Consider the following 20,407-nt stretch of genomic DNA (forward strand, 5'->3'; position numbering starts at 1 on the left):
TTAAACGTGTCGAACCCCCGCTGGAGCGCGAGCCGACGAGGTGCGCCGCGACCGACCATCTGGGGTGCTCTGACCCCTGTCCCCGAACTCGCTGTGGCTGTCGGGAGCCGTAAAGGGTTTTCAGCACCGTCACGTTCGACCGTGTATGAGCGACTTCGACAAGGAAGCCGAACGCGAGAAACTCCGCGAGAAGTTCGAGGCCGAGGAGGAGAAGCGCCAGGCCACCGAGCAGATGAGCGAGCTGCTGTTGAAGGGGGCGACGATGACCAACGCCCACTGCAGCGACTGTGGCGACCCGGTGTTCCGCTACGACGGCCAGGAGTTCTGTCCGACCTGCCAGAAACCCATCACCAGAGAACCCGCCGAGGAGGGTTCCGAGGGCGACGACGGGGGCGACCGCATCGAGGTCGCGAACCCGGGCGACGAGGCCCGCGTCCAGTTCGGCAACCAGGCGGAATCGGGGAACGAGGGACCCGACCAGCCCGCCGAGCGCACCGAGGAACCACCTCAGGCCGACGAGAGCCACCCGCAGCCCGGGTCGGCCACCGGTCCACGTGAAACGGTGGCCGATTCCGGCGTGGCGAATCCCGCCGACCAGCCGGCGGAGGTGCAGACGAACGGCACAACCACCGAATCCGCAGCCGAGGGGTCCCAGTCGATTCCGTCCGCCGACCCCTCCGTTTCATCTAGAACGATTGACGAGAACGACGGTGTCCAGGGAGACGTCGCCGCAGCAGAGCGACTCCTCGCACAGACACTCCGGCAGTACTCCGAACGGGCGGCCAACACCGACAACCCCCGACGGGCTCGCGAACACCTCGAGGCGGCGCGCGAGGCGGCCGAGGCGCTCGACGCGCTCCAGTTCTAGTCGCGTTCGCCGTACTCGCCGCCGACCACGTCGCGGATGCGGTCGGCGGTCACCTCGCCGACGCCCGCCACCTCGAGCAGGTCCTCCTTGGCGGCGGTCATCACGGCTTCGACGCTCCCGAAGTGCTCCAGCAGGCTCCGGGCGGTGACTGGGCCGACCTCGCCGATGGCGGCGACGACGTACTCCTGTTGCTCGGGTAGCGTCCGTGACTGTTTCTCGCCGTGAACGCTCACCTCCCGTTCGGAGACGTCCTGTTCGCGCTCCGCGACGACGGCGAGCAGGTCCGCCGTCTCCTGTTCGTCGCTGGTCCGGAGGATAGACGCGCCGAAGTCGACCGCGAGCGAGGCCAGCGCCCCCTGGATGGCCCGGTGGTGGACGTTCCGGGCCCCGTAGAGGTCCTCGCCCTCGATGACGACCACCGGGCGGGCGTAGTGGCGCGAAGCGTCCCCCACCTGCTCGAACATCGAGCGGTCGCCGCCGGTGAGCGTATCGAGGAAGTCAGAGACGGTCTTGCGCTCGACGACCACCCGGTCCGAGAGCACGTAGTCACCGACGGCCAGGGTCTCCAGGCGCGTCTCGATGCCCTCGCGCGTCGAGAGGTCCCGGGCGATGGTCGAGTCGAGTTCGCGCTGGTCGGCCACGATCTGCACCGCGTCGTCGTCGCCCTCGGGTTTCGCGACGGTCCCATCGGCGTCACTCTCTGATTTCTCGTCGGTCTCCTCGGTATCGCCTGCCTCGCCCGGCTCGGGCGCGAACGCACCGAGGTCCGCCTGGCCGTCGCTCCCAGTACGTTCCGACTCGCCCCCTGTTTCACTTCGAGCGCCGTCAGTCCCGTTATCACCGGTCCCGTCCCCCTCGCTGTCCTCGTACTCGTCGAGGGCCGTCTGGTCCAGCTGTGCTTCGAGTTCCCCGGCGACGCCTTTCAGCTCGTTCAGTTCGTTCTCCATCCGCTTCTGGTCGTTCCGGGCCTTCCAGAAGTACGCCTCGTCGCGGGTGTCCTCGGCGAGCAGGACGACGACGCGTCCCTCGGCCTGCCGTCCGGTCCGGCCCTTGCGCTGGATGGCCCGAATCGCTGTCGGGACCGGTTCGTAGAAGAGCACGAGGTCGACTTCGGGGACATCCAGCCCCTCTTCGGCGACGGAGGTCGAGACCAGCACCTCGAACTCCCCCGCTCGGAAGCGGTCGAGCGTCTCCTGCTGCTCGTTCTGTGTCATCCCCTCGCTGCCGTCGGTGTCGCTCTGGCCGACGAACTTCTCGGTCTCGAAGTGCGCCGAGAGGAACTCGACGAGCGTCTCGGCGGTGTCCCGGGACTCGGTGAAGACGATGATGCGCTCGCCGTTCTCGATACCCAGCGTCTCGGCCAGCAACATCCGCGTCTGGCGGAACTTCGGGTGGAGGTCGTCGTACCCGTTCGCTTTGCGCATCGCCTCGCGTATCTTGGGCTCGTTGACCAGGCGCTGGTCGGCCTTCGACGCACCCGAGGAGCGGGCCGCTTCCTTGAGGCGCTCGAAGTACCGGACCAGCGACTCGACGCTCTGGGTCTCGACGTAGGTGACGGCGGTCCGCAGTTTCCGTATCTCCGCGAGGAAGCTCATCCCCTGGTACCCCTCGCTCTGGTCGTTGTTCATCAGCGTCCGCAACTCGGCTTGCATCCCCTGTATCTCGCGCTCGGAGATGTCGGGCGAGGTCTTCCGGGTGACGCCCAGCTCCCGAAGTTTCTCCAGGCGGTCCGCGACGACCTCGTTGATGGCGTCGCGAATCTCGCGGACGACCTCGGGCAACTCGATGCGCTTCCACTCGACGCTCGTGTCGTGGGTGTACTCGTCGACGTCGGCGTCGTCCTCGGTCATCACCGCGACCTCGGAGAGCCCGAGGTTCTCACACACCTCGAGGATTGCCTCCTCGTCGTCGCCGGGCGAGGCGCTCATCCCGGTCACCAGCGGGTTCTCGGCGTCGGTGTGGTAGCGCTCGGCGATGTAGTTGTAGGCGTAGTCGCCGGTCGCGCGGTGACACTCGTCGAACGTGCAGTGCGTGACCGGAGCGAGTGAGATACGGTTGCCCACCAGGTCGTTCTCGACGACTTGCGGCGTGGCGATGACGACGCGGGCGTCCTCCCACAGCGCGGCGCGGTCGGCGGGGCTGACCTCGCCGGTGAAGACGACGATGTCGTCGTCGGCCACTTCGAGGGCTTCGCGGTAGAACTCGGCGTGTTGCTGGACCAGCGGCTTGGTCGGGGCCAGCATGAGTGACTTCCCGCCGACGGTGGCCAGCCGGTCGGCGGTCACCAGCAGCGAGACGGTGGTCTTGCCGAGTCCGGTCGGGAGACAGACCAGGGCGTGGTCGCGGCTGGCCGTCTCGGCTAGTTCGACCTGGTACCGGCGGTTCTCGAGGAACCCCGGGGTCACGAGCGGCCGGTCGAGGTGCTCGGCACCGGACTCGGCATCGGTGGTCGCCATTGCCCGGGCGTTGGCCCCGGCGGCGGTTAAGGGTTCAGGTAGCGCGGTGAAAGTATAGCCCTACTCAGACGGGGACCAGCACCACGCCGGCCCACATCGCCGCAGCCCCCAGAACGGGAATCGAGAGATTGTCGTCGACGACGTAGCCGGCGATGCGTGGCTTGACGCCGTCGGCGAAGGTGGCGGCGGCCCCACCCAGGACGGCTGCGACGGGCCGGACGAACGGCGCCGCGAGGAGGGTACAGACGCCGAACATCACCAGCAGGACCCACGCCTGCTTGACGTTGCTCGCGTCCGCGGAGCCGAGCAGGCCGCTGATGGGGTCGCCCACGGTGAGCATCAGCATCGCGGGGACGGCGACGGCGGTGGTCATCCCCGCGAATCCGACGGCCCAGGCGACGGCCGCCATCCCCACCACGTACAGCGCGTAGCCGGCCGGGTTGTCTTGTTCGTACTCGCGGGTCAGCCGGTCGTAGATGGCCCAGTCGAGGCCGATGGAGAGACGCACGTACTCGAGGACGACCACGACCGCCACCGCGAGCGCCAGGAACACCTTCACGACGGTCCAGGTGACGAGGTCGGGGACGAACAGGTGGGCCAGCGGGACCGTCGACCCCGAGGCGTGGACGAGTCGTCGCGCGACCTCGTCGGCCATCTTACAGGTCGCCGAAGGTCGCCTCGCCGGTGGTCAGCTGTTCGAGCACCTCGGCCAACCCGTCGATGGGGACGCGCTGCTGTTCGGTCGAGTCCCGTTCGCGCAGCGTGACGGTGTCTTCCTCCAGTGACTCGTAGTCGACGGTCACGCAGTACGGGGTGCCGACTTCGTCCTGCCGACGGTAGCGCCGCCCGATAGCGCCCGAGTCGTCGTAGGTGACCGAGTGGCCCGCCGCCCGGAGCGCGCCGGCTATCTCGTGGGCGTAGTCGTCCAGCCCGTCCTTGTCCATCAGCGGGAAGACGCCGACGGTGGTCGGGGCCTGTTCGGGCGGGAGGTCGAGGTAGGTCCGTTCCTCGCCGTCCACCTCGTCGGTCGCGTACGCGTGGGCGAGGACGGTGTAGACGATGCGGCCGACACCGAAGGAGGGTTCGACGACGTGAGGCGTGACGTGTTCGCCGCTCTCGGTCACTTCCTCGACGCTGAAGTTCGTCTCGGCGACGGGCACGGTGTAGGATTCCCCATCGACTTCGACGGTCACGTCGTCGCCGTCGAAGGCGTCGGGGTCGCGCTCGGCCAGCATTTCAAGTGCGTCGGCCACGTCTCCGGCCGCGCCGCCGAACTCCGGCCCCAGGTAGCTCATGTCGGGGTCGACGGTCGGCCGCTCGACCGTGACGGGATCGTCGTACTGCTTGAAGACGGTGAAGTCCTCGCCGGAGTGCTCGGCGTGCTTGTCGAGGTCGTAGCTGCCCCGGTAGGCGAAGCCGGTGATCTCGATCCAGTCGCCGTCGATCTCGGCCTCGGCGTCCCAGCAGTCAGAGGCGTAGTGGGCCAGCTCGCCCGGGAGGTGCTGGCGGAACCGGAACCGGTCCATGTCGATACCGACCCGCTCGTACCAGTCTTTCGCGACGCCCAGGTAGTACGCCACCCAGTCGCTGGCGATGACGTCCTCGGCGACGGCCTCGCCGACGGTCAGCTCGACCTGGCCGCCGTCGTCGGCCTGCTGGTTCTCGCCCGAATAGAGGGGGAGGACGACGTCCTCGACGGTCTCGAGCGGTGGCTCGTCTTCCTCGGGGTCGACGAAGTGCTCCAGTTCGGCCTGCGTGAACTCCCGCACTCGCACGAGGGACTTCCGCGGGGAGATCTCGTTCCGGTAGGCCTTGCCGATCTGCGCGACGCCGAAGGGCAGCTGGTTGCGGGCGTACTCCGAGAGCTGCGGGAACTCGACGAAGATGCCCTGGGCCGTCTCGGGGCGCAGGTAGCCCGGCGAGGAGGTGCCGGGGCCGATGTTCGTCTCGAACATCAGGTTGAAGTTGTCGACCGGCTCGCCGGCCAGCGAGGCGCCACAGGAGGGACAGGCGATGTCGTGCTCGGCGATGATGTCCATGACCTCCTCGTTGGGCAGCGACTCGGCCTCCTCGATGTCGGTGTTGTCCTCGACGACGTGGTCGGCCCGGTGGGTCGCCCCACACTCGGCGCACTCGATTATCATGTCGTCGAAGCCGTCCAGGTGGCCCGACGCCTCGAAGACGGGCTCGGGCATCACGTCCGGGGCCGAAATCTCCTGGTGCCCCTCGCGGACGACGAAGCGGTCGCGCCAGGCGTCCTCGACGTTCGACTTCAGGGCCGCGCCCTGGGGACCGTAGGTCCAGAAGCCGGCGGCACCGCCGTAGACCCCGGCGGCCGGGAAGAAGAAGCCCCGGCGCTTGGCCAGTTCGGTGAGGCGTTCGCCCTCGCTCATAGGGCCCTCAACAGGTCGATGTCGCGGACGATGCCCACGAGGTCGGAGCCGGAGACCAGCGGAATCTGTTCGATCTCGTGTTCGATGAGCAGCTGGGCCGCCTCGGTCGCTGTCCGGCGTTTGTTGACGGTGACGAGGTCCTTGGTCATGAACTCCCGGACGGGTTCGACCGGAATCTCGACGTTCCGGGTGGGCATGTAGCGGCCGCTGACGGCCTTGATGCCCTCCCAGGCCCACTCGTCGTCCTGGCTGGCGATGGAGTCGCCGGTGTCGTCCTCGCCCTCGACGACGCGGGCCACCTCGATGATGTCCACCTCGGTCAGCATCCCCGTCGTGTCGCCGTCGTCGTCGAGGACGACACCGTAGGGGACACCGGCGTGAGCGAGCTCTCGCTCGGCGACGGGCAGCGGCGTCCCGGCGTAGATGCAGTTGATCTCGCGGCTCGCCAGGTCACCGACCTCCGTCGTGCCGTCGATGTCGCCGTTGGCGATGGCGCGGATGACGTCGGTGACGGTGACGATGCCCTCGAGCCCGCCGTCGACGACGGGGAGTCGGCGCTCGCCTTTCTCGACCATCAGCCGGGCTGCCGCCTCGATGGTGGCGTCCGCGGTGATGGTCTCGACCTCTTCGACGAGCAGGGCCAGCTGGTCCTCGTCTGGCTGGTCGATGAGGGCGTCCCGGGTGACGATGCCGCGAAACTCCTCGCCGTCGTCGGTCGCTTTGATAACGGGGACGGACGAGAACGCTCGCTCCTGGAGATACTCGAGGACGTCGTCACGGGTGCCGGGAATCTCGACGGTGACGACCTCCGAGCGAGGCGTCATGACGTCTGCAACGTTCATACTGCCAAAGTGTCCGCCCCGCACCTACTAAGTCCTTAACATCCGCCGCGTTTCGCCGCCAGCGCTGCCGTCGCCGGAGGCGACTGCCCCGGACGCGACTCCGGTAAGACGACCGGACCTCGTCGCCGCCGACGCTTCGATATGTCACCGAAGACTCGATTCATGATAACGAACGCTTACTATCGGTCCGTGCCAATTACCGGCTAAAACCCTCGAATTCGGTGGTCACTGGGAACCAACAGAACTAATTTTTCAGGGCTGATAACTCCTCTCTTAGAAATCCGGACAATCTGATAGCACCGGGGCGCCGTGCGTTGGTTCCGCTATGCTTAAATACTGTTGTTACATATTATCATGCATGGAGCCGGACACGGTTGCCGCAGTGGAAGTTGCTGAGGACGCGGAGGTCATGGCTTCCGTCGAGGAAGGCGCGGCCGACACGCTCATCATCGCGGACATCTCCAAGGACGACGCCTATCTCACACTTCCGCTCGACGACGCAGCTGCCCTCCCAGCCTGGCGGTAAGCGTCGGTTTTCGAGTCGCCCTCCCGAGCCCCGTTCGACCCTTTTCACTGCCGGTAACGGCCGATTATCGGTTGCTCGACCCGCTGGATGTCGCTCGTTCGGCAGCGCTCGATGCTATCAGGGCCCCGCACTCGTGTTCGCTATCGGACCGAGTTCCGCCCACGTTGTCGTCCACGCGGACAGTGCACACGCGACGAGAAAACAAGCGTTATGCCGCCCCAGTAAGTCCGACTCGATATGAAGGTACTTGTCACGGACCCGATCGCGGACGCCGGGCTCGAACGCCTCCGCGAAGCGGGCCACGAGGTCGAAACGGCCTACGACGTCGAGGGTGACGCGCTGTTCGACGCAGTGTCTGACGCCCACGCGCTCATCGTCCGCTCGGGTACGGACGTCTCCGAGGAACTGTTCCAGGCGGCCCCGAAACTCGTCATCGTCGGGCGGGCCGGTATCGGCGTCGACAACATCGACATCGACGCGGCCACCGACCACGGCGTCATCGTCGCGAACGCCCCCGAGGGCAACGTCCGCGCCGCCGCCGAACACTCCGTCGCGATGGCCTTCGCGACCGCTCGCTCGATTCCGCAGGCCCACGACCGCCTGAAAGACGGCGAGTGGGCCAAAGGCGAGTTCCTCGGCACCGAGGTCAACAACAAGACACTGGGCGTCGTCGGCTTCGGCCGCGTCGGCCAGGAGGTCGCGAAGCGACTGGGCCACCTCGGGATGGACATCGTCACGTTCGACCCCTACATCAGCGAGGAACGCGCAAAGCAGTTCGGCGCCGAACTCGTCGACGAACTGGACGAGTGTCTCGCGGCCGCCGACTTCGTCACCATCCACACGCCGCTGACCCCCGAGACCGAGAACATGATCGGCGAGGAGGAACTCGCCCAGCTCGAGGGCGGCTACGTCGTCAACTGCGCCCGCGGCGGCATCATCGACGAGGCTGCGCTGGCCGAGGCCGTCGAGGACGGCGTCCTGAAGGGCGCGGCGCTCGACGTCTTCGGCGAGGAACCGCTCAGCGACGACAGCCCGCTGCTCGACGTCGAGGACATCATCGTCACGCCCCATCTGGGCGCCTCGACGGAGGCCGCCCAGGAGAACGTCGCCACCTCCACCGCCGACCAGGTCGTCGCGGCGTTCAACGAAGAGCCGGTGGCGAACGCGCTGAACGCCCCCTCTATCGACGCGACGACGTTCGAACAGGTCAAGCCGTACCTGGACCTGGCCGACACCGCCGGCCGCATCGCCGTCCAGCTGTTCGACAAACACATGTCGACCGTCGAGGTCACCTACGCCGGTGACATCGCCGACCAGGACGTCGAGTACGTCACGGCGAGCGCGCTGAAGGGCGTCTTCGAGCCCTCCGACCTCCAGGTCAACGCGGTCAACGCCCCCCAGATTGCCAAGGAGCGCGGCATCGACGTCACCGAGTCCAAGACGAGCTCCGCCGAGGACTACCAGAGCCTCATCACCGTCACCGTCTCCGACGGCGAGGACTCCGTCTCCGTCTGTGGGACCCGCTTCGGCGGCGAGGAGTCCCGTATCGTCCGCATCGACGGCCACCGCATCGAGGCGGTCCCCCACGGCCACATGCTGGTCGTCCGGAACAAGGACGAACCCGGCACCATCGGCTTCATCGGGACGGCGCTGGGCGAGTCCGACATCAACATCGCCGGGATGTTCAACGGCCGCCGGACCATCGGTGGGCAGGCGCTCTCCGTCTACAACTTAGACGAGAAGCCGACCAACGAACTGCTGGAGAAACTGAACGCCGACGACCGCATCATCGAGACCACCTACGTCGCGCTGGGCCACGAGTAACCTCCTCCCCGGGTCATCTAGCGCCGCTGTAACAGTCGTTCGTACCGGTCGACCACCGCCTGATGTCGTGCTTCTTTGCGCTCCAGTTCCGCCTCGAGCGAGGCCACGTGATGCTGCAACACGGCTATCTCTAGCTGGTAGAGCGTGCTCGGCGAGTACTTCCGGCTCCGTTCGGGTACCTGGATGCTGTGCGCCGACGGCGACTGGGGCGTCGCCCCTTGCTCAGGGCGTGTGACCATATCACAAGCACGGACCAGCGGGTCAAAAGCACCCATCGGACGGACGTCACACGGTCGTCGCACGAGCTATGTGTGTCGTGTCTGCCCCGTCGATAGTGCAGTCGCCGGAGACGACCACCGGAGTCACATGAAGTCGGCGATGCCCGACTGCTTGTTGTGGTCGTCCTCGAACACCGACTCGATGGAGCGTTCGAGTATCTTCAGGCGCTGTTTCGTGTAGTCTCGCGCACCGAACTCGTCTGCGACGCGGATGGCCGTGTCGATGTACTTCGTGACAGAGCCCTCGTGGACGGTGAGGTTCACCCGGCCGCCACACTCCCGGCAGTCGCCCGATAGCGGCATCCGCCGATAGTCCTCGCCACAGTCCAGACAGCGGGTCTTCTGGCGGGAGAACGCCCGGAGGTTCCCGATGAGGTCCGGCAGGAAGTGGTACTCGATGATGCGCTCGGCGACGTCCGACTCGACGACCGACCGGAGTTTCCGCGAGATGGCGAGCTGGGCGTCCATCTTGTCCTCCATCGACCCCAGCGTCTTGTACGCCGACAGCGCCGGTCCCGCCGCGATGTTCGTGGTATCGTGCGTGTGCCGGAAGTCCGTGTACTCCCGGTCGGTGTCCAGCGTCGCCTCGGCGATCTTCATGACGTCCTCGACGTCGGCCGGGTCGGCCATCTCGCGGGTGGCCTCGTAGAACTCCCGGGGGTACGAGTCCATGATGTCCATGTTGTGGGCCTCGTCGTCGATCTCGCTGGGGTCGATGCGCGAGGACATCACTAGCGGGGCGTCCATCCGACCGCCACGCTTGTCGGGGAGATAGGACCGCGAGAAGTTCAGCAGGCCGTCCATGAGGAGCATGACGCAATCTTCGTCACCGTCACACTGCGCTGCGTATATACCCTCAACGGCAACTGTGTGGGTTTCGCTGACCGTGAGACAGTAGACGTACTCTACCTCGCTCTGGACGTACCCGACCGACTCGACCGTATCGGTGGGGGTTCCGATCCCGTCGGTTGCGACCGCCTCTCCAGCGGCGGTCATCGTCGTGTCCCCGCCATCGTAGGCTGGCAGCCGGTCACCCGTCTCCACTTCTGCTGCCGGAACCTCCGTGACGCCGTCCTCCTCGGCTCGCAGCATCGTGTGATCCGGCGTCACGCGGAGCGTCCGGTCGCCGACGTTGATTCTGACCATGTGGTCGGGGGCGGGATGTTTCGAGACGGCTTCGACCGGCTTTCGACAGGGGCCGTCCTCACCGAGCGAGGGAACGACGAGATCACCATCGAGGTCCTGTACGAGCGTCCCGAAGTCGTCCTCACGGGGGTCCTCGAGTCGCTTCTCGACGAGGTCCTTGATGTTCCCGTAGTGCCACTCGTCGTTCTCGTCCTCGTACCACACCTTCGTCTCCGGATGGAAGCAGTTGCGGCGCTTAGCGGCGTGAAAGTACGGATGCGCGTACCCGACGGCCGCCGACGTGAACCCGACGACCCGCCCCACCGTCGCCGCACTCGTGTGGGGGGCCATCCCGAAGACGAGTTCGCCCACGAGGTCCTCGCGGTCGTCGAACTCGTAGTACCGGTCGAGCCCGTAGTACTGCTCCAGCAGGTCGTCGACGAACGCGGCGGTCTGGAGCATGTGCTCGGCCGCGCCGTTGGAGAGGACGATGTCCTGGACCTTCAGTTCGACCAGCTGTTCCTCGTGGGTCAGTGGCTCGCCGTGGATGTCGTACTCGTAGCCCAGCGACCGCAGCCGGTCGGCCGCCACGTCGAGTTCTGCTGGGCGCACGGCGGTCACCGGCAGGTCGGTCATGTCGTAGCGGACGGTCCCGTCCTTGAACGACGAGACGTCGTGTTTCGACCGGAGGATGCCCTTCTCCATCGGCTCGGGGATCTTCTCCGCCGAGGAGAGCCCCTTGACGCCTTTCAGCTGCTCGAAGGCCGTCTCACGCTCGCCGACGGATTCGAGGGCGTCGCGGTAGGCCGCGTGGATGTCCAGTTCCTTCGTCTGGACCGGCGAGGCCAGCGTCTCACAGCGCGGGCACTCGGCGCGGCCAGACTCGTCGGGGTCGACCTCCTGGCCGCAGTCGCGACACTCGTAGACCGTCTCGGCCGCGCCGGAACACTCCGGGCAGCGGGCCATGTGGGTCTCGGCGCCACACTCCAGGCAGCGCCGCCGGGCCACCTGGACCTCGACGCGGCCCGGTGTGTCGCTCATCGAGTCGGCGTGTTTCGCCGCCGTCGCGACGTCCCGCTGGGCGCCGCCGGCCTCGCCGATGGGGAAGAGCGTGTGGACCGCCGGCGAGAGGTCGCGACGCTCCGACTTCTCGGGGCGTCCCATCCGGTTGCCGATGCGGGTGGGGGCGCGCTCGCGGACCTCGAAGGGGGCAATCTCGCCGATTGCCTCGATGGCGTTCTCGCCGTCGTCGTACGTGCAGGCGCGCTCGGAGAGGTCTCCAGGGGTCCACTCGCGTTCCAGCGACCGCGAGAAGCCCAGCGTCCGGATCAGCGGCACCCAGTCCTCGACGAGGAGGGAGTCCTCGTCCTGGGTGTGTTCGACCAGCAGGTGTTCGAGCGTCTCGCGGACGGGTTCGGACTTCGGGAGCACGAGTGCCCCGTCGGCGGCCGCCTCGCGTTCCATCGCTGCGCCGTCGGTCTGTGCGACGCGCGCCTCGTCGACGGCGTCGGCGAGTGCCGTTACCTGGTCGACGCTCACGTCGTGCCAGAGGTAGGTGTACTTCGGGTGGAGCGGCGCGTCGTAGTCGCTGGCCCACGTGAGCGCGTCCTCGGCGCTGGGCTCGGCGAGGTCGACCCGGGGGTCGTCGCGCATCGCCTGGACGTCCGCGCCGGCCGCCTCGAAGTCCTGCTCCCACCACTCGACGGTGTAGGAGGCCGGCGCGAGCGGGTGGTTGTTCTCGACGAACTCGCCGTAGTTGACCAGGTACTCGCCCAGGTCCAGGATCTTCGTGACGCCGTTTCGCACCTCCAGGGCCTCTTCGGCGTCGTCGATGCGCCGGACCTCGCCGTTCGCGAGGCGGACCGTGGGCCCCTCGATGGTGTCGACGGGGACCACCCCGGCGGCCTTACCGGGCCGTTCGGTCTTGATTTGGGTCCCGGTCGCGAGGAAATCGTCGACGAGGTGCATCGTCGCCGGGTGGACGCCCGCCGTTGCGAACCCGTGGTTGCGCGCCCGGCCGTAGCGCAGGCGGAACCCGCCGGGTTTCGAGGGATGGGAGAAGACGGGGCGGCCGGCGATGAGGTCCCGCAGGTACTTCTTGGCGGGTTCGACGCGTGGCGGGCCAGACTGCTCTTCGGATTCGTCGCTTTCCTCGTCTCTGTCGCTTTCGCTCGCGGTTTCACTGCTCGCGTCGTCCGAGGCCTCCCCCTGGTCGGCCTCGCTCTCCCCGATGGTCCCGTCGATGAGGTCCTGGAGCCACGGCCAGTCCACCTCCTCCAGATTCCGCGTGTAGCGCTGGATCTTCGGCGCCTTGAGCGCGATGCCCTCCGCGAGCACGAGACACATCCCACCGCGCGCCGAGTTCGAGTCCACGCGCTCGAGGTCGCGGAAGCCAGAGACCTCCTCGTCCCCGGTGGCCTCGCCGTCGAGCATGATGGGCATGTGCTCCGCGATGAACTTCGTCTCCTTCTCCTTCGGGGAGTACTGGAGGCCGGTGTCCTTGTCGTAGAGGTCGACCTCCTCGGCGTAGCGGCCGATCTCCTCCTCGCGGGCCCTGTACTGGTCGATGCCCAGCAGGGCGCGGGCGTAGTCGGCGACGAGCACCGAGAGCGCCTGGGCGGTCCCACCCGCCGAGCGGATGGGGCCGGCGTAGTAGACGTTGATGAACTCCGTCCCGTCGTCGTTCTCCAGCAGCTCGACGCGGTCGATGCCCTCGATGGGGGCCGCGACCACGCCCTCGGTCAGCAGAGCGACGGCAGTACGGACCGCGCCCTCGACTTTCCCCTCACGGGTGTCGTAGTCGCCGACGGTCCCCTCGACGAAGTCGTCGACGAGTTCCAGCGCGGCCTCCTCCCGGGACATCTGGCCTTCGAGCTCGCGGACGCGTTCGGCGACGCCGTCGATGCCGAGGATGTTCTCGACGCGGTCGGCCATGTCTCTGGCCGTGGGAATCTCGACCTCCGGCTTGGGGTCGCCACCCCGCTTCTTCGCGCGCTGGGCGACGTCCATCGCGTCGTCGAGCTGCGTCTCCAGCGTCTCGAAGTACTGTTTGTCGGCCTCGCGCATCTCAGAGCTCCCAGAGGTCCAGGTCGGTCGAGCCGTCGTGAGTGCGTTCGAGGTGAGTGTCGAACCCGCGGACGTACACCTCGCCGGCCCAGACTGTCGCGCTGTTCAGGTGGCCCGCGAGGGCCGTCCCGTCGGGTCGTGAGAGCACGGCGTGGGTGTGGGCGAAGCGCTCGCCGTCCAGCCACGAGACGTTGCCCATACAGGCGGCCACCTCGAGCGGTTCGTCGAACGTGACGGCGTCGTACTCCGTGCGGTCCTGGTCGTAGAACCATACCTCGGCGTCCTGCACCGCGCCGAGGCCGTAGAAGAAGGCCGCGTCGAGGTCCTCGTCGTCGGCGAGGCCCTCGACCTCCGCTCGCCAGTCCGCGCCGTGGTCCAGTCGACAGACGAACTCCGAGGCGGTGTCGACTTCCCGATAATCCATACGCGATAGCCACGGCAGGCGACGGCAAAAACGTTGTCACCCACTCCGGAGGTTCATATGTGATGCCGGGTCCAGGCCTCGTGTGCGCTGAGGACTGCCCCGGGGCGTTCCGCGATAGCGTGGCACGCCGCTCCGGGTCTGTGAGTGCCACCTGCTCGCCCTATGCCGGGAGCGACACCCGCGAGACCGACTGTCCCCGCTCCGCGTCGTGGAAGACCAGCTCCTCGACGGTCCACTCGATTGGGTCCAGCTCGCGCTCGACGAGCCGGTCGGCTGCCGCGCGCGTGCCCCCTCGCGCGACGGTGACGTGTGGGGTGTAGTCGTCGCCCTCGACGCCGTCGACGAGGTCGAACTCCTCGCACAGTCGCTCGTGGAGCGTCCGCAGCCCCGGACTCTCGACGGCGAGGTACACCACCGGCGACGGCCCGGTGACGGCCGTCTCGAACTGCTCGACGCCCGTCACCCGAATCGCGAACGGGGCCGTCCCGCGGAGCACGTCCCGCATTCGCCCCTCGATGCGGGCGTAGGCCGCGTGGTCGCCGCCGCCGAGGCGCTTGACGACCAGCGTGTGTTCACCGCGGGGCCGAGCGCGGGCGCGCGGTAGCTCCATCGCCAGGTCGCCCGCCAGCGCCGCGACCGTCGCTGGAATCGCGACGTTCAGACTGTACACGGTGCCGTGAAGTCGGTCCGGCGGCAAAAGGAGCGCGGTCGGGCGTTACAGTCGGTCGGTCAGGTAGAGCACGATGAGGACGATGATCGCGAGTCCCAGAAGCGGCCGGAGCGGGCCCAAGAGCCCGCCCAAGATATCGAGCACTTCGCCGACGACCTCGAGCCCGACCCAGATGACGGCGAGGACGAGCAGTATCTTCAGCAGCGTGTCGACCTCGAGTTTCGCGCGGTCCATAGCAGGTGGCTGTCGACGAGCGGAGATATCCCTTGTGGCCGCTCCTCGGTGGCAAGGTATTTGCTCCGAGCGCCAGAACGGAGGCGCAGATGCGACGAACTGGTTGTGTCGTGGCGTTCGTGCTCGTTACGACGGTGCTCGTCGCCCCGACTGCGTCCGCCGGCACCTTCGGGGCACTCCCCCAGCAATCGGTCGACCCGGACGTGGTCGTGATGACCGCCGACGTCGAGTCGGACGGCGACGCCCAGTGGTCGGTCGCCTACCGAATCCGCCTCGACGACGACAACGACACGCAGGCCTTCGAGGACCTCCGGGCCGACATCGAGTCGAACGAGACGGCCTACACCGACCGGTTCGGTGACCGGATGCGCCGGACAGCCGCGACGGCTGAGAACGCGACCGGCCGGCAGATGGCCGTCGAGAACGTCTCGGTCACCGCACGACAGGAGACGTTCGGCCAGTCCTACGGGGTCATCACCTACCGGTTCCGCTGGACCGGCTTCGCCGTGACTGGCGACGGGAGCCTCGAAATCGGTGATGCGCTCGCGGGGCTCTTCCTCGACGGCGAGACGACGTTGACGGTCCGCTGGCCCGCAGCGTACGAGGCGCAGTCGGTCTCCCCGCAGCCCGACGACCGGTCGAACTCGTCGGTGACCTGGCGCGGGCAACAGCAGTTCGCGTCGGGCGAACCGCGCGTCGTCGCCACTCAGAGCGCCGCCAGTACCGGCGGCGGCCTCGACCCGCTGCTGGTCGGCGGGACGGTCCTCGCCCTCGTGGTGCTCGCGGCCGCGGCGTACGTCGCTCGCCGGGCGCTCGCTGATGGCGACGACGAGCCGGCGACCGACGAGCCCACCTCGGAGGCGAGTGACGCCGCAAGCGACGACACCGCCGAGTCCGATGCGGGCGACCAGGACACCGCGGCGGCACCGCCCGACGACCTGCTCAGCAACGAGGAACAGGTGCTGCAACTGCTCGACCAGCACGGCGGCCGCATCAAGCAACAGGCGGTCGCCAGTCGACTGGAGTGGACCGACGCCAAGACGAGCCAGGTCATCGGTGGCCTGCGGGACGAGGACGAGGTCGAGACGTTCCGCATCGGCCGGGAGAACGTCGTCACGCTCCCCGACGTGGACGTGACTGATACCGACGACGAAACCGGGTGAAGCTCAGAACAGCGAGTCCGCCGTGGCGGCACCGACGACGCCGAAGATGGCGCCGATGGAGATGGCTTTCAGCGTCGTCGCCGGCGCCGCATCGAACGTCTCGGGCGCGTTGAAGACGAACGCGAGGACCGTCACCGAGAGATACGCGATGAGGATCAGCGAGACGAAGCGCAGCGGGATGCCGAGGACCGACCGCTCCGCATCGGGGTCACGGTCGTCGTTCGCCCGATACAGTGTCCCGTAGCCGATGCCCAGGACCATCAGCACGGTGATCGCCCACTGCACCCAGTTCATCGTCGTGGCGAGGCTCCAGACCTCCTCGGTGACGACGAAGGGAGCCGACAGGATGAACCCGCCCACGACCTGCTGGGCCACGTCGTCGAGGCCGAAGATGCGACCGTCGGTGAGACGCGTGAGCGTGTTGATGGTCCGGGCGATGACCCGCCGTTCGACCGGCGAATCGACGACGTCTTCGAGCTCTTCGAGGTCTTCCAGTAGCTCCTCGACCTCCCGCTGGTCGGGTTCGTCCTCGTCGACGCCGTGCCGGTCGTCGGTCACGACCGACCGTAACAGACCGGTCGGTAAAACAGTACCTCAGTTCTGTTCCGGCCCCGAGACACAAGCCAGGGATTCGGGTGGAAGTCTCTGCCTTCCATCCGTTAATCCGGCTTAATCGGGGCAAATCCGGCCTGAGCGTCTGCCGTTTATACGTGGGTGTGGCACCTTGAATAGCGTACGATGAGACGAGCCACTCCCGCGATCGCCGTCGCCGTGCTCGTCGTCGCTGCACTGGTCGGGGTTCCGGCCGCGACGATGGCACAGGAGACGGCAACCGAGACGAACGAGCCAGCGAGCGTCGCGCCGGGTGCACAGTTCGCCGGCGCCGTCGGCGTCCAGGGCGCCGAACTGGGCGGTGACGTCGAGGCCCGCGCCTACGGTATCAGCGTCGCCAGGGCGAACTCCGACGCCGCCCGCGCGTCTGTCGTCGCCGGCCAGGCCGGTGCCGTCGAGCGCCGACTCGACCGGCTCGAACAGCGCAAGACCGACCTGGACCAGGCCCGGGCCAACGGGTCGATGAGCGACGGCGAGTACCGTGCCCGGGTGGCCCAGCTACACGCCCAGACTCGCGCCACCAGCCGGCTGGCCAATCAGACCGCGACGACGGCGGACCGGCTTCCCGCGCAGACGCTCCGGGAGAACGGTGTCGACGTCGAGGCCCTACGGATGCTCGTCGAGCGCTCGGTCGAGATGACCGGCCCCGAAGTGGCCGAAATCGCTCGACAGATCGCCGGCCCTCGCGCCGGTGACCCGCCGCGGCCCGACCGCGCCCAGGCTGGGCCGATGGCCGGTGACGCCGGGCCACGTACGGACCGTGGTCCGAACGCCGCCGACGACCGTGGCCCGCGGATGGGCGACACCGCGAACCAGCCCGACGGTAGCGAGACGGCAGCGAATCGGACGACGACCACCGACGGAACGTAGTCCTCGCGCCCCGGACTCGGTGTGCGACCTCGTCTCGTGGCAACGGCAACCATCCCTTCTCGAACACGGAAGTTATTTGTAGCCGACTCTCAGTACGTCCAGATACATGACCCCGACCTCTCAACCGCCGGCGGCCGACGCCACCGAGAGGTCCGCCACCCTTCTGCGACTGCGACGACGGGCCCTCCGTTAGGCCCACTACTATCACTTCCGTTCACGGTTCGTTCGTCGCCGACCACTGCCGCCGACTGTCCGGCAGGGCATCGTAAATCGACAGTCACACCACGGAACCCATCCACGACCTACCAATGACAGACGGAAACGGCACCGTCGCGCTCGCCTTCTCGGGCGGACTCGACACGACAGTCTGTGTATCGCTGCTGAAAGAGGAGTACGGCTACGACGACGTCATCGGCGTCACTGTCGACGTCGGCCAGCCCACCTACGAGTTCGCGGAGGCAGAAGAGACCGCCGAGGCGCTGGGTGTCGAGCAGTACGTCGTCGACGCCCGCGAGGAGTTCGCCGACCTCTGTATGGATGCCGTGAAGGCCAACGCCGACTACCAGGGCTACCCGCTCGGGACGGCGCTGGCCCGCCCGGTCATCGCGAAGGCCATCCTCGAAATCGCTGAGCAGGAGGGCTGTACCGGCATCGCCCACGGCTGTACCGGCAAGGGCAACGACCAGCTGCGCTTCGAGGCCATCTGGCGCGACTCGGACCTCGACGTTGTCGCGCCCGTGCGCGAACTCGGCCTCACCCGCGAGTGGGAGAACGAGTACGCCAAGGAGCAGGGCCTGCCCGTCGAGGGCGGCGACGGCGGCCGCTACTCCATCGACACGAACCTCTGGAGCCGCTCCATCGAGGGCTCGGAACTCGAGGACCCGTCGACGATTCCCGAGGACGACATCTACAAGTGGACCGCCAACCCCTCCGGGAAGGACGCCGAACTCGTCGAGATCACGTTCGACGAGGGTGAGGCCGTCGCGCTCGACGGCGTGCAGCTCGGGACCGTGGAACTCATCGAACAGCTCAACGAGCAGGCCGGCTCCTTCGGTATCGGCCGCACGGACATGATGGAAGACCGGATGCTCGGCCTGAAGGTGCGCGAGAACTACGAGCACCCCGCCGCGACGGTGCTGCTGACGGCCCACGAGGCACTAGAAGGGCTCGTGCTCACCTACGAGGAGCGCCAGTTCAAGAATCAGGTCGACCAGCAGTGGTCGCAGAAGGCCTACGAGGGTCTCGTCGACGCGCCGCTGGTTAGCGCGCTGGAGGCGTTCATCGACGACACCAACGAACGCGTCACCGGCACAGTGACGATAAAGCTCGAAGGGGGCCACGCACGCCCGGTCTCGCGCGAATCGGAGTACGCCGTCTACAGCGAGTCGGCGGCCTCCTTCGACGAGGAGACCATCACCGGCGGCATCACCCAGCAGGACGCCACCGGCGTCGCGAAGTACCACGGTTTCCAGTCCCGTCTGGCCAACGACATCCTGGAGAACGTCAAGCAGGGTTCGGCCGACCAGGAGTAACCAGCGATGACCGACGGCGAGGATCACGGCGGTGATTCGCCGGACAGCGACGAGGAGACGGTCGTCCGCCGCGACCGCTTCGCCGGCGGGCCCGCACGCGAGTTCCTCTCGTCGCTCGCCGACGACGAGCGCATCTTCGCCGCGGACCTCGCCGTCGACCGCGCGCACGTCGTGATGCTCGTCGAGCAGGACGTGATCGAGGCCGACGTCGCCGGCGAGATTCTCGCAGCACTGGACGACATCGAAGCCGCGGGCCACGACGCCCTGCCCGACGGCGAGGACGTCCACGAGGCCATCGAGAGCGCTGTCATCGAGCGCGTCGGTCCCGACGGCGGCAAGATGCACACCGCCCGTTCGCGTAACGACGAGGTGGCTGCTTGCATCCGCTATCGCCTGCGTGCGGACGTGCTCGCCCTCGTCGAGACGCTTGTCGGCGCTCGCGAACAACTGCTCGAGGTGGCCCGCGAGCACGACGAGACGGTGATGCCGGGCTACACGCACCTGCAACCGGCCCAGCCGACCACGGTGGCCCACTGGGTGCTGTCCTACGAGCAGGCCCTGCAGCGCGACACCGCCCGCCTGCTCGACGCCTACGAGCGCGTCAACCGCAGCCCGCTCGGGTCGGCCGCCTTCGCAGGGACGCCCTTCGACGTCGACCGCAAACGCACCGCCGACCTGCTCGGGTTCGACGCGGTCGCGGAGAACTCGATGGACGCCTCGGCGTCCCGTGACTTCCTCGTGGAGGTCACGAGCGCCGTCGCCACGCTGGCGACGACGCTGTCGGGGCTCGCGGAGGACGTCGTCGTGATGGCCAGCAAGGGCCACGTCGACCTCGACGACGACTATTCTTCGACGAGTTCCATCATGCCCCAGAAGAAGAACCCGGACACCCTGGAACTGGTCCGCGGGCGGACCGGCGACGCCACAGCGGGGCTGAACGGCCTGCTGACCAACCTGAAGGGCCAGCCCCGTGCGTACAACCGCGACCTCCAGCGCGCGGGTCGCCACGCCTGGGACGCCATCGACAGCGTCGCCGAGAGCGTCGAGGTGGCGGCGGGGGCCGTCGCGACGGCAGACTGGCCCGAGGAAACGCTGGCGGCCGCCGCCTGCGAGGGGTTCGCCACCGCCACCGGCGTCGCAGACCTGCTCGCGATGGCCGGCGTCCCCTTCCGCACGGCCCACGAGGTGGTCGCCGAGGCCGCCGCACAGCTGGGCCCGGACGAGGACGCCCCTGACTACGAGGCGCTTTCGGCCGTCGCCGAGGACGTGCTGGGCGCTCCGCTCGCCGAGTACGTCGAGCGCGAGGCCGTCGAGCAGGCGCTGGACCCGGCCGAGAGCGTCGCGATGCGCGACTCGCGCGGTGGCCCCGCGCCCGAGGCCGTCGCCGCGCAGGTGTCAGTCGCCGAAGAGACGCTCGCGACGGACCGTGAAGCGCTCACCGACCGGCAAACTGCCGTCGAGACGGCCCACGACCGCAGACAGACGGAGGTGAACCGCTTTGCGTGAGCGACGGCGACCCCCGCG

The 20,407-nt window shown here is 67.8% G+C and carries 17 protein-coding genes; 7 read left to right on the forward strand and 10 right to left on the reverse strand.

All coding sequences use genetic code 11. The annotated features are described in order from the left end of the window. Positions 1–145: 145 nt before the first annotated feature. A complete protein-coding gene (locus P1L41_RS03645) occupies positions 146–868 on the forward strand; it encodes an Sjogren's syndrome/scleroderma autoantigen 1 family protein (protein WP_276297513.1) in 723 nt (240 codons plus the stop codon). Here the strand turns inward: P1L41_RS03645 and P1L41_RS03650 are convergent. From P1L41_RS03650 to P1L41_RS03665, 4 genes are all read right to left on the reverse strand, one after another. Continuing rightward, positions 865–3,324 carry a DEAD/DEAH box helicase gene (locus P1L41_RS03650; RefSeq protein ID WP_276297514.1) on the reverse strand — a complete coding sequence of 820 codons (2,460 nt, stop codon included), beginning with the start codon at positions 3,322–3,324 and terminating at the stop codon, positions 865–867. The genes P1L41_RS03645 and P1L41_RS03650 overlap by 4 nt on opposite strands. A 64-nt stretch (positions 3,325–3,388) precedes the next feature. Then, positions 3,389–3,979 carry a dolichol kinase gene (locus P1L41_RS03655; protein WP_276297515.1) on the reverse strand — a complete coding sequence of 197 codons (591 nt, stop codon included), beginning with the start codon at positions 3,977–3,979 and terminating at the stop codon, positions 3,389–3,391. Between the two features lies 1 nt (position 3,980). After that, a complete protein-coding gene (gene glyS, locus P1L41_RS03660) occupies positions 3,981–5,717 on the reverse strand; it encodes a glycine--tRNA ligase (RefSeq protein ID WP_276297516.1) in 1,737 nt (578 codons plus the stop codon). Next, entirely contained in the window at positions 5,714–6,559 is an 846-nt protein-coding gene (locus tag P1L41_RS03665) for a CBS domain-containing protein (RefSeq protein WP_276297517.1), read from the reverse strand. Before P1L41_RS03665 ends, glyS begins: the two co-directional genes overlap by 4 nt. Positions 6,560–6,917: 358 nt before the next feature. On the opposite strand from P1L41_RS03665, the gene P1L41_RS03670 reads away from it, so the two are divergent. After that, positions 6,918–7,085 (forward strand): DUF7556 family protein, encoded by a 168-nt coding sequence (locus tag P1L41_RS03670; RefSeq protein WP_276297518.1) that lies wholly within the window; start codon positions 6,918–6,920, stop codon positions 7,083–7,085. A 237-nt stretch (positions 7,086–7,322) separates the two neighbouring features. After that, positions 7,323–8,909 carry a phosphoglycerate dehydrogenase gene (serA, locus tag P1L41_RS03675; protein ID WP_276297519.1) on the forward strand — a complete coding sequence of 529 codons (1,587 nt, stop codon included), beginning with the start codon at positions 7,323–7,325 and terminating at the stop codon, positions 8,907–8,909. Between the two features lie 17 nt (positions 8,910–8,926). Here serA and P1L41_RS03680 read toward each other — a convergent pair whose 3' ends face one another. From P1L41_RS03680 to P1L41_RS03700, 5 genes are all read right to left on the reverse strand, one after another. Beyond that, positions 8,927–9,148, reverse strand: coding sequence for a hypothetical protein (locus P1L41_RS03680; RefSeq protein WP_276297520.1), 222 nt, complete (start codon positions 9,146–9,148; stop codon positions 8,927–8,929). Positions 9,149–9,271: 123 nt separating this feature from the next. Then, the gene (locus P1L41_RS03685; protein WP_276297521.1) at positions 9,272–13,378 is read right to left on the reverse strand and encodes a DNA-directed DNA polymerase II large subunit; all 4,107 of its coding nucleotides are present in this window, start codon (positions 13,376–13,378) and stop codon (positions 9,272–9,274) included. A 1-nt stretch (position 13,379) separates the two neighbouring features. Beyond that, positions 13,380–13,802, reverse strand: a complete 423-nt coding sequence (locus tag P1L41_RS03690; protein WP_276297522.1) for a PPC domain-containing DNA-binding protein — start codon at positions 13,800–13,802, stop codon at positions 13,380–13,382. Positions 13,803–13,962: 160 nt separating this feature from the next. Then, a complete protein-coding gene (locus P1L41_RS03695) occupies positions 13,963–14,472 on the reverse strand; it encodes a 2'-5' RNA ligase family protein (protein WP_276297523.1) in 510 nt (169 codons plus the stop codon). Positions 14,473–14,517: 45 nt separating this feature from the next. Then, positions 14,518–14,706, reverse strand: coding sequence for a DUF7554 family protein (locus P1L41_RS03700; RefSeq protein ID WP_276297524.1), 189 nt, complete (start codon positions 14,704–14,706; stop codon positions 14,518–14,520). Positions 14,707–14,795: 89 nt separating this feature from the next. Here P1L41_RS03700 and P1L41_RS03705 point away from each other — a divergent pair, with 89 nt between their 5' ends. Next, on the forward strand, positions 14,796–15,869 hold the full coding sequence (locus tag P1L41_RS03705; protein ID WP_276297525.1) for a helix-turn-helix transcriptional regulator: 1,074 nt from the start codon (positions 14,796–14,798) through the stop codon (positions 15,867–15,869). Positions 15,870–15,872: 3 nt separating this feature from the next. Here P1L41_RS03705 and P1L41_RS03710 read toward each other — a convergent pair whose 3' ends face one another. Next, positions 15,873–16,295: a DUF2391 family protein gene (locus tag P1L41_RS03710; protein WP_276298430.1), complete on the reverse strand. Its 423-nt coding sequence runs from the start codon at positions 16,293–16,295 to the stop codon at positions 15,873–15,875. Between the two features lie 312 nt (positions 16,296–16,607). Between P1L41_RS03710 and P1L41_RS03715 the strand changes: the two genes are divergently transcribed. From P1L41_RS03715 to argH, 3 genes are all read left to right on the forward strand, one after another. Further along, positions 16,608–17,351: a hypothetical protein gene (locus P1L41_RS03715; protein WP_276297526.1), complete on the forward strand. Its 744-nt coding sequence runs from the start codon at positions 16,608–16,610 to the stop codon at positions 17,349–17,351. A 308-nt stretch (positions 17,352–17,659) separates the two neighbouring features. Further along, positions 17,660–18,883: an argininosuccinate synthase gene (locus tag P1L41_RS03720; RefSeq protein WP_276297527.1), complete on the forward strand. Its 1,224-nt coding sequence runs from the start codon at positions 17,660–17,662 to the stop codon at positions 18,881–18,883. 6 nt (positions 18,884–18,889) lie between these two features. Next, on the forward strand, positions 18,890–20,389 hold the full coding sequence (gene argH / locus P1L41_RS03725; RefSeq protein ID WP_276297528.1) for an argininosuccinate lyase: 1,500 nt from the start codon (positions 18,890–18,892) through the stop codon (positions 20,387–20,389). Positions 20,390–20,407 lie beyond the last annotated feature (18 nt).

Origin of the sequence: Haloarcula ordinaria, from assembly GCF_029338275.1 — an archaeon.
In the GTDB taxonomy this organism is placed as follows: Archaea; Halobacteriota; Halobacteria; order Halobacteriales; family Haloarculaceae; genus Haloarcula; species Haloarcula ordinaria.

Bases quoted from the DNA above. Each gene is read 5' to 3' on its own strand.
- P1L41_RS03720 (WP_276297527.1), top strand. From the start codon at position 17,660: ATGACAGACGGAAACGGCACCGTCGCGCTCGCCTTCTCGGGCGGACTC.
- P1L41_RS03655 (WP_276297515.1), bottom strand. From the start codon at position 3,979: ATGGCCGACGAGGTCGCGCGACGACTCGTCCACGCCTCGGGGTCGACG.
- P1L41_RS03665 (WP_276297517.1), bottom strand. From the start codon at position 6,559: ATGAACGTTGCAGACGTCATGACGCCTCGCTCGGAGGTCGTCACCGTC.
- serA (WP_276297519.1), top strand. From the start codon at position 7,323: ATGAAGGTACTTGTCACGGACCCGATCGCGGACGCCGGGCTCGAACGC.
- argH (WP_276297528.1), top strand. From the start codon at position 18,890: ATGACCGACGGCGAGGATCACGGCGGTGATTCGCCGGACAGCGACGAG.
- P1L41_RS03645 (WP_276297513.1), top strand. From the start codon at position 146: ATGAGCGACTTCGACAAGGAAGCCGAACGCGAGAAACTCCGCGAGAAG.
- P1L41_RS03715 (WP_276297526.1), top strand. From the start codon at position 16,608: ATGAGACGAGCCACTCCCGCGATCGCCGTCGCCGTGCTCGTCGTCGCT.
- P1L41_RS03705 (WP_276297525.1), top strand. From the start codon at position 14,796: ATGCGACGAACTGGTTGTGTCGTGGCGTTCGTGCTCGTTACGACGGTG.
- P1L41_RS03700 (WP_276297524.1), bottom strand. From the start codon at position 14,706: ATGGACCGCGCGAAACTCGAGGTCGACACGCTGCTGAAGATACTGCTC.
- P1L41_RS03650 (WP_276297514.1), bottom strand. From the start codon at position 3,324: ATGGCGACCACCGATGCCGAGTCCGGTGCCGAGCACCTCGACCGGCCG.
- P1L41_RS03680 (WP_276297520.1), bottom strand. From the start codon at position 9,148: ATGGTCACACGCCCTGAGCAAGGGGCGACGCCCCAGTCGCCGTCGGCG.
- P1L41_RS03685 (WP_276297521.1), bottom strand. From the start codon at position 13,378: ATGCGCGAGGCCGACAAACAGTACTTCGAGACGCTGGAGACGCAGCTC.
- glyS (WP_276297516.1), bottom strand. From the start codon at position 5,717: ATGAGCGAGGGCGAACGCCTCACCGAACTGGCCAAGCGCCGGGGCTTC.
- P1L41_RS03690 (WP_276297522.1), bottom strand. From the start codon at position 13,802: ATGGATTATCGGGAAGTCGACACCGCCTCGGAGTTCGTCTGTCGACTG.
- P1L41_RS03670 (WP_276297518.1), top strand. From the start codon at position 6,918: ATGGAGCCGGACACGGTTGCCGCAGTGGAAGTTGCTGAGGACGCGGAG.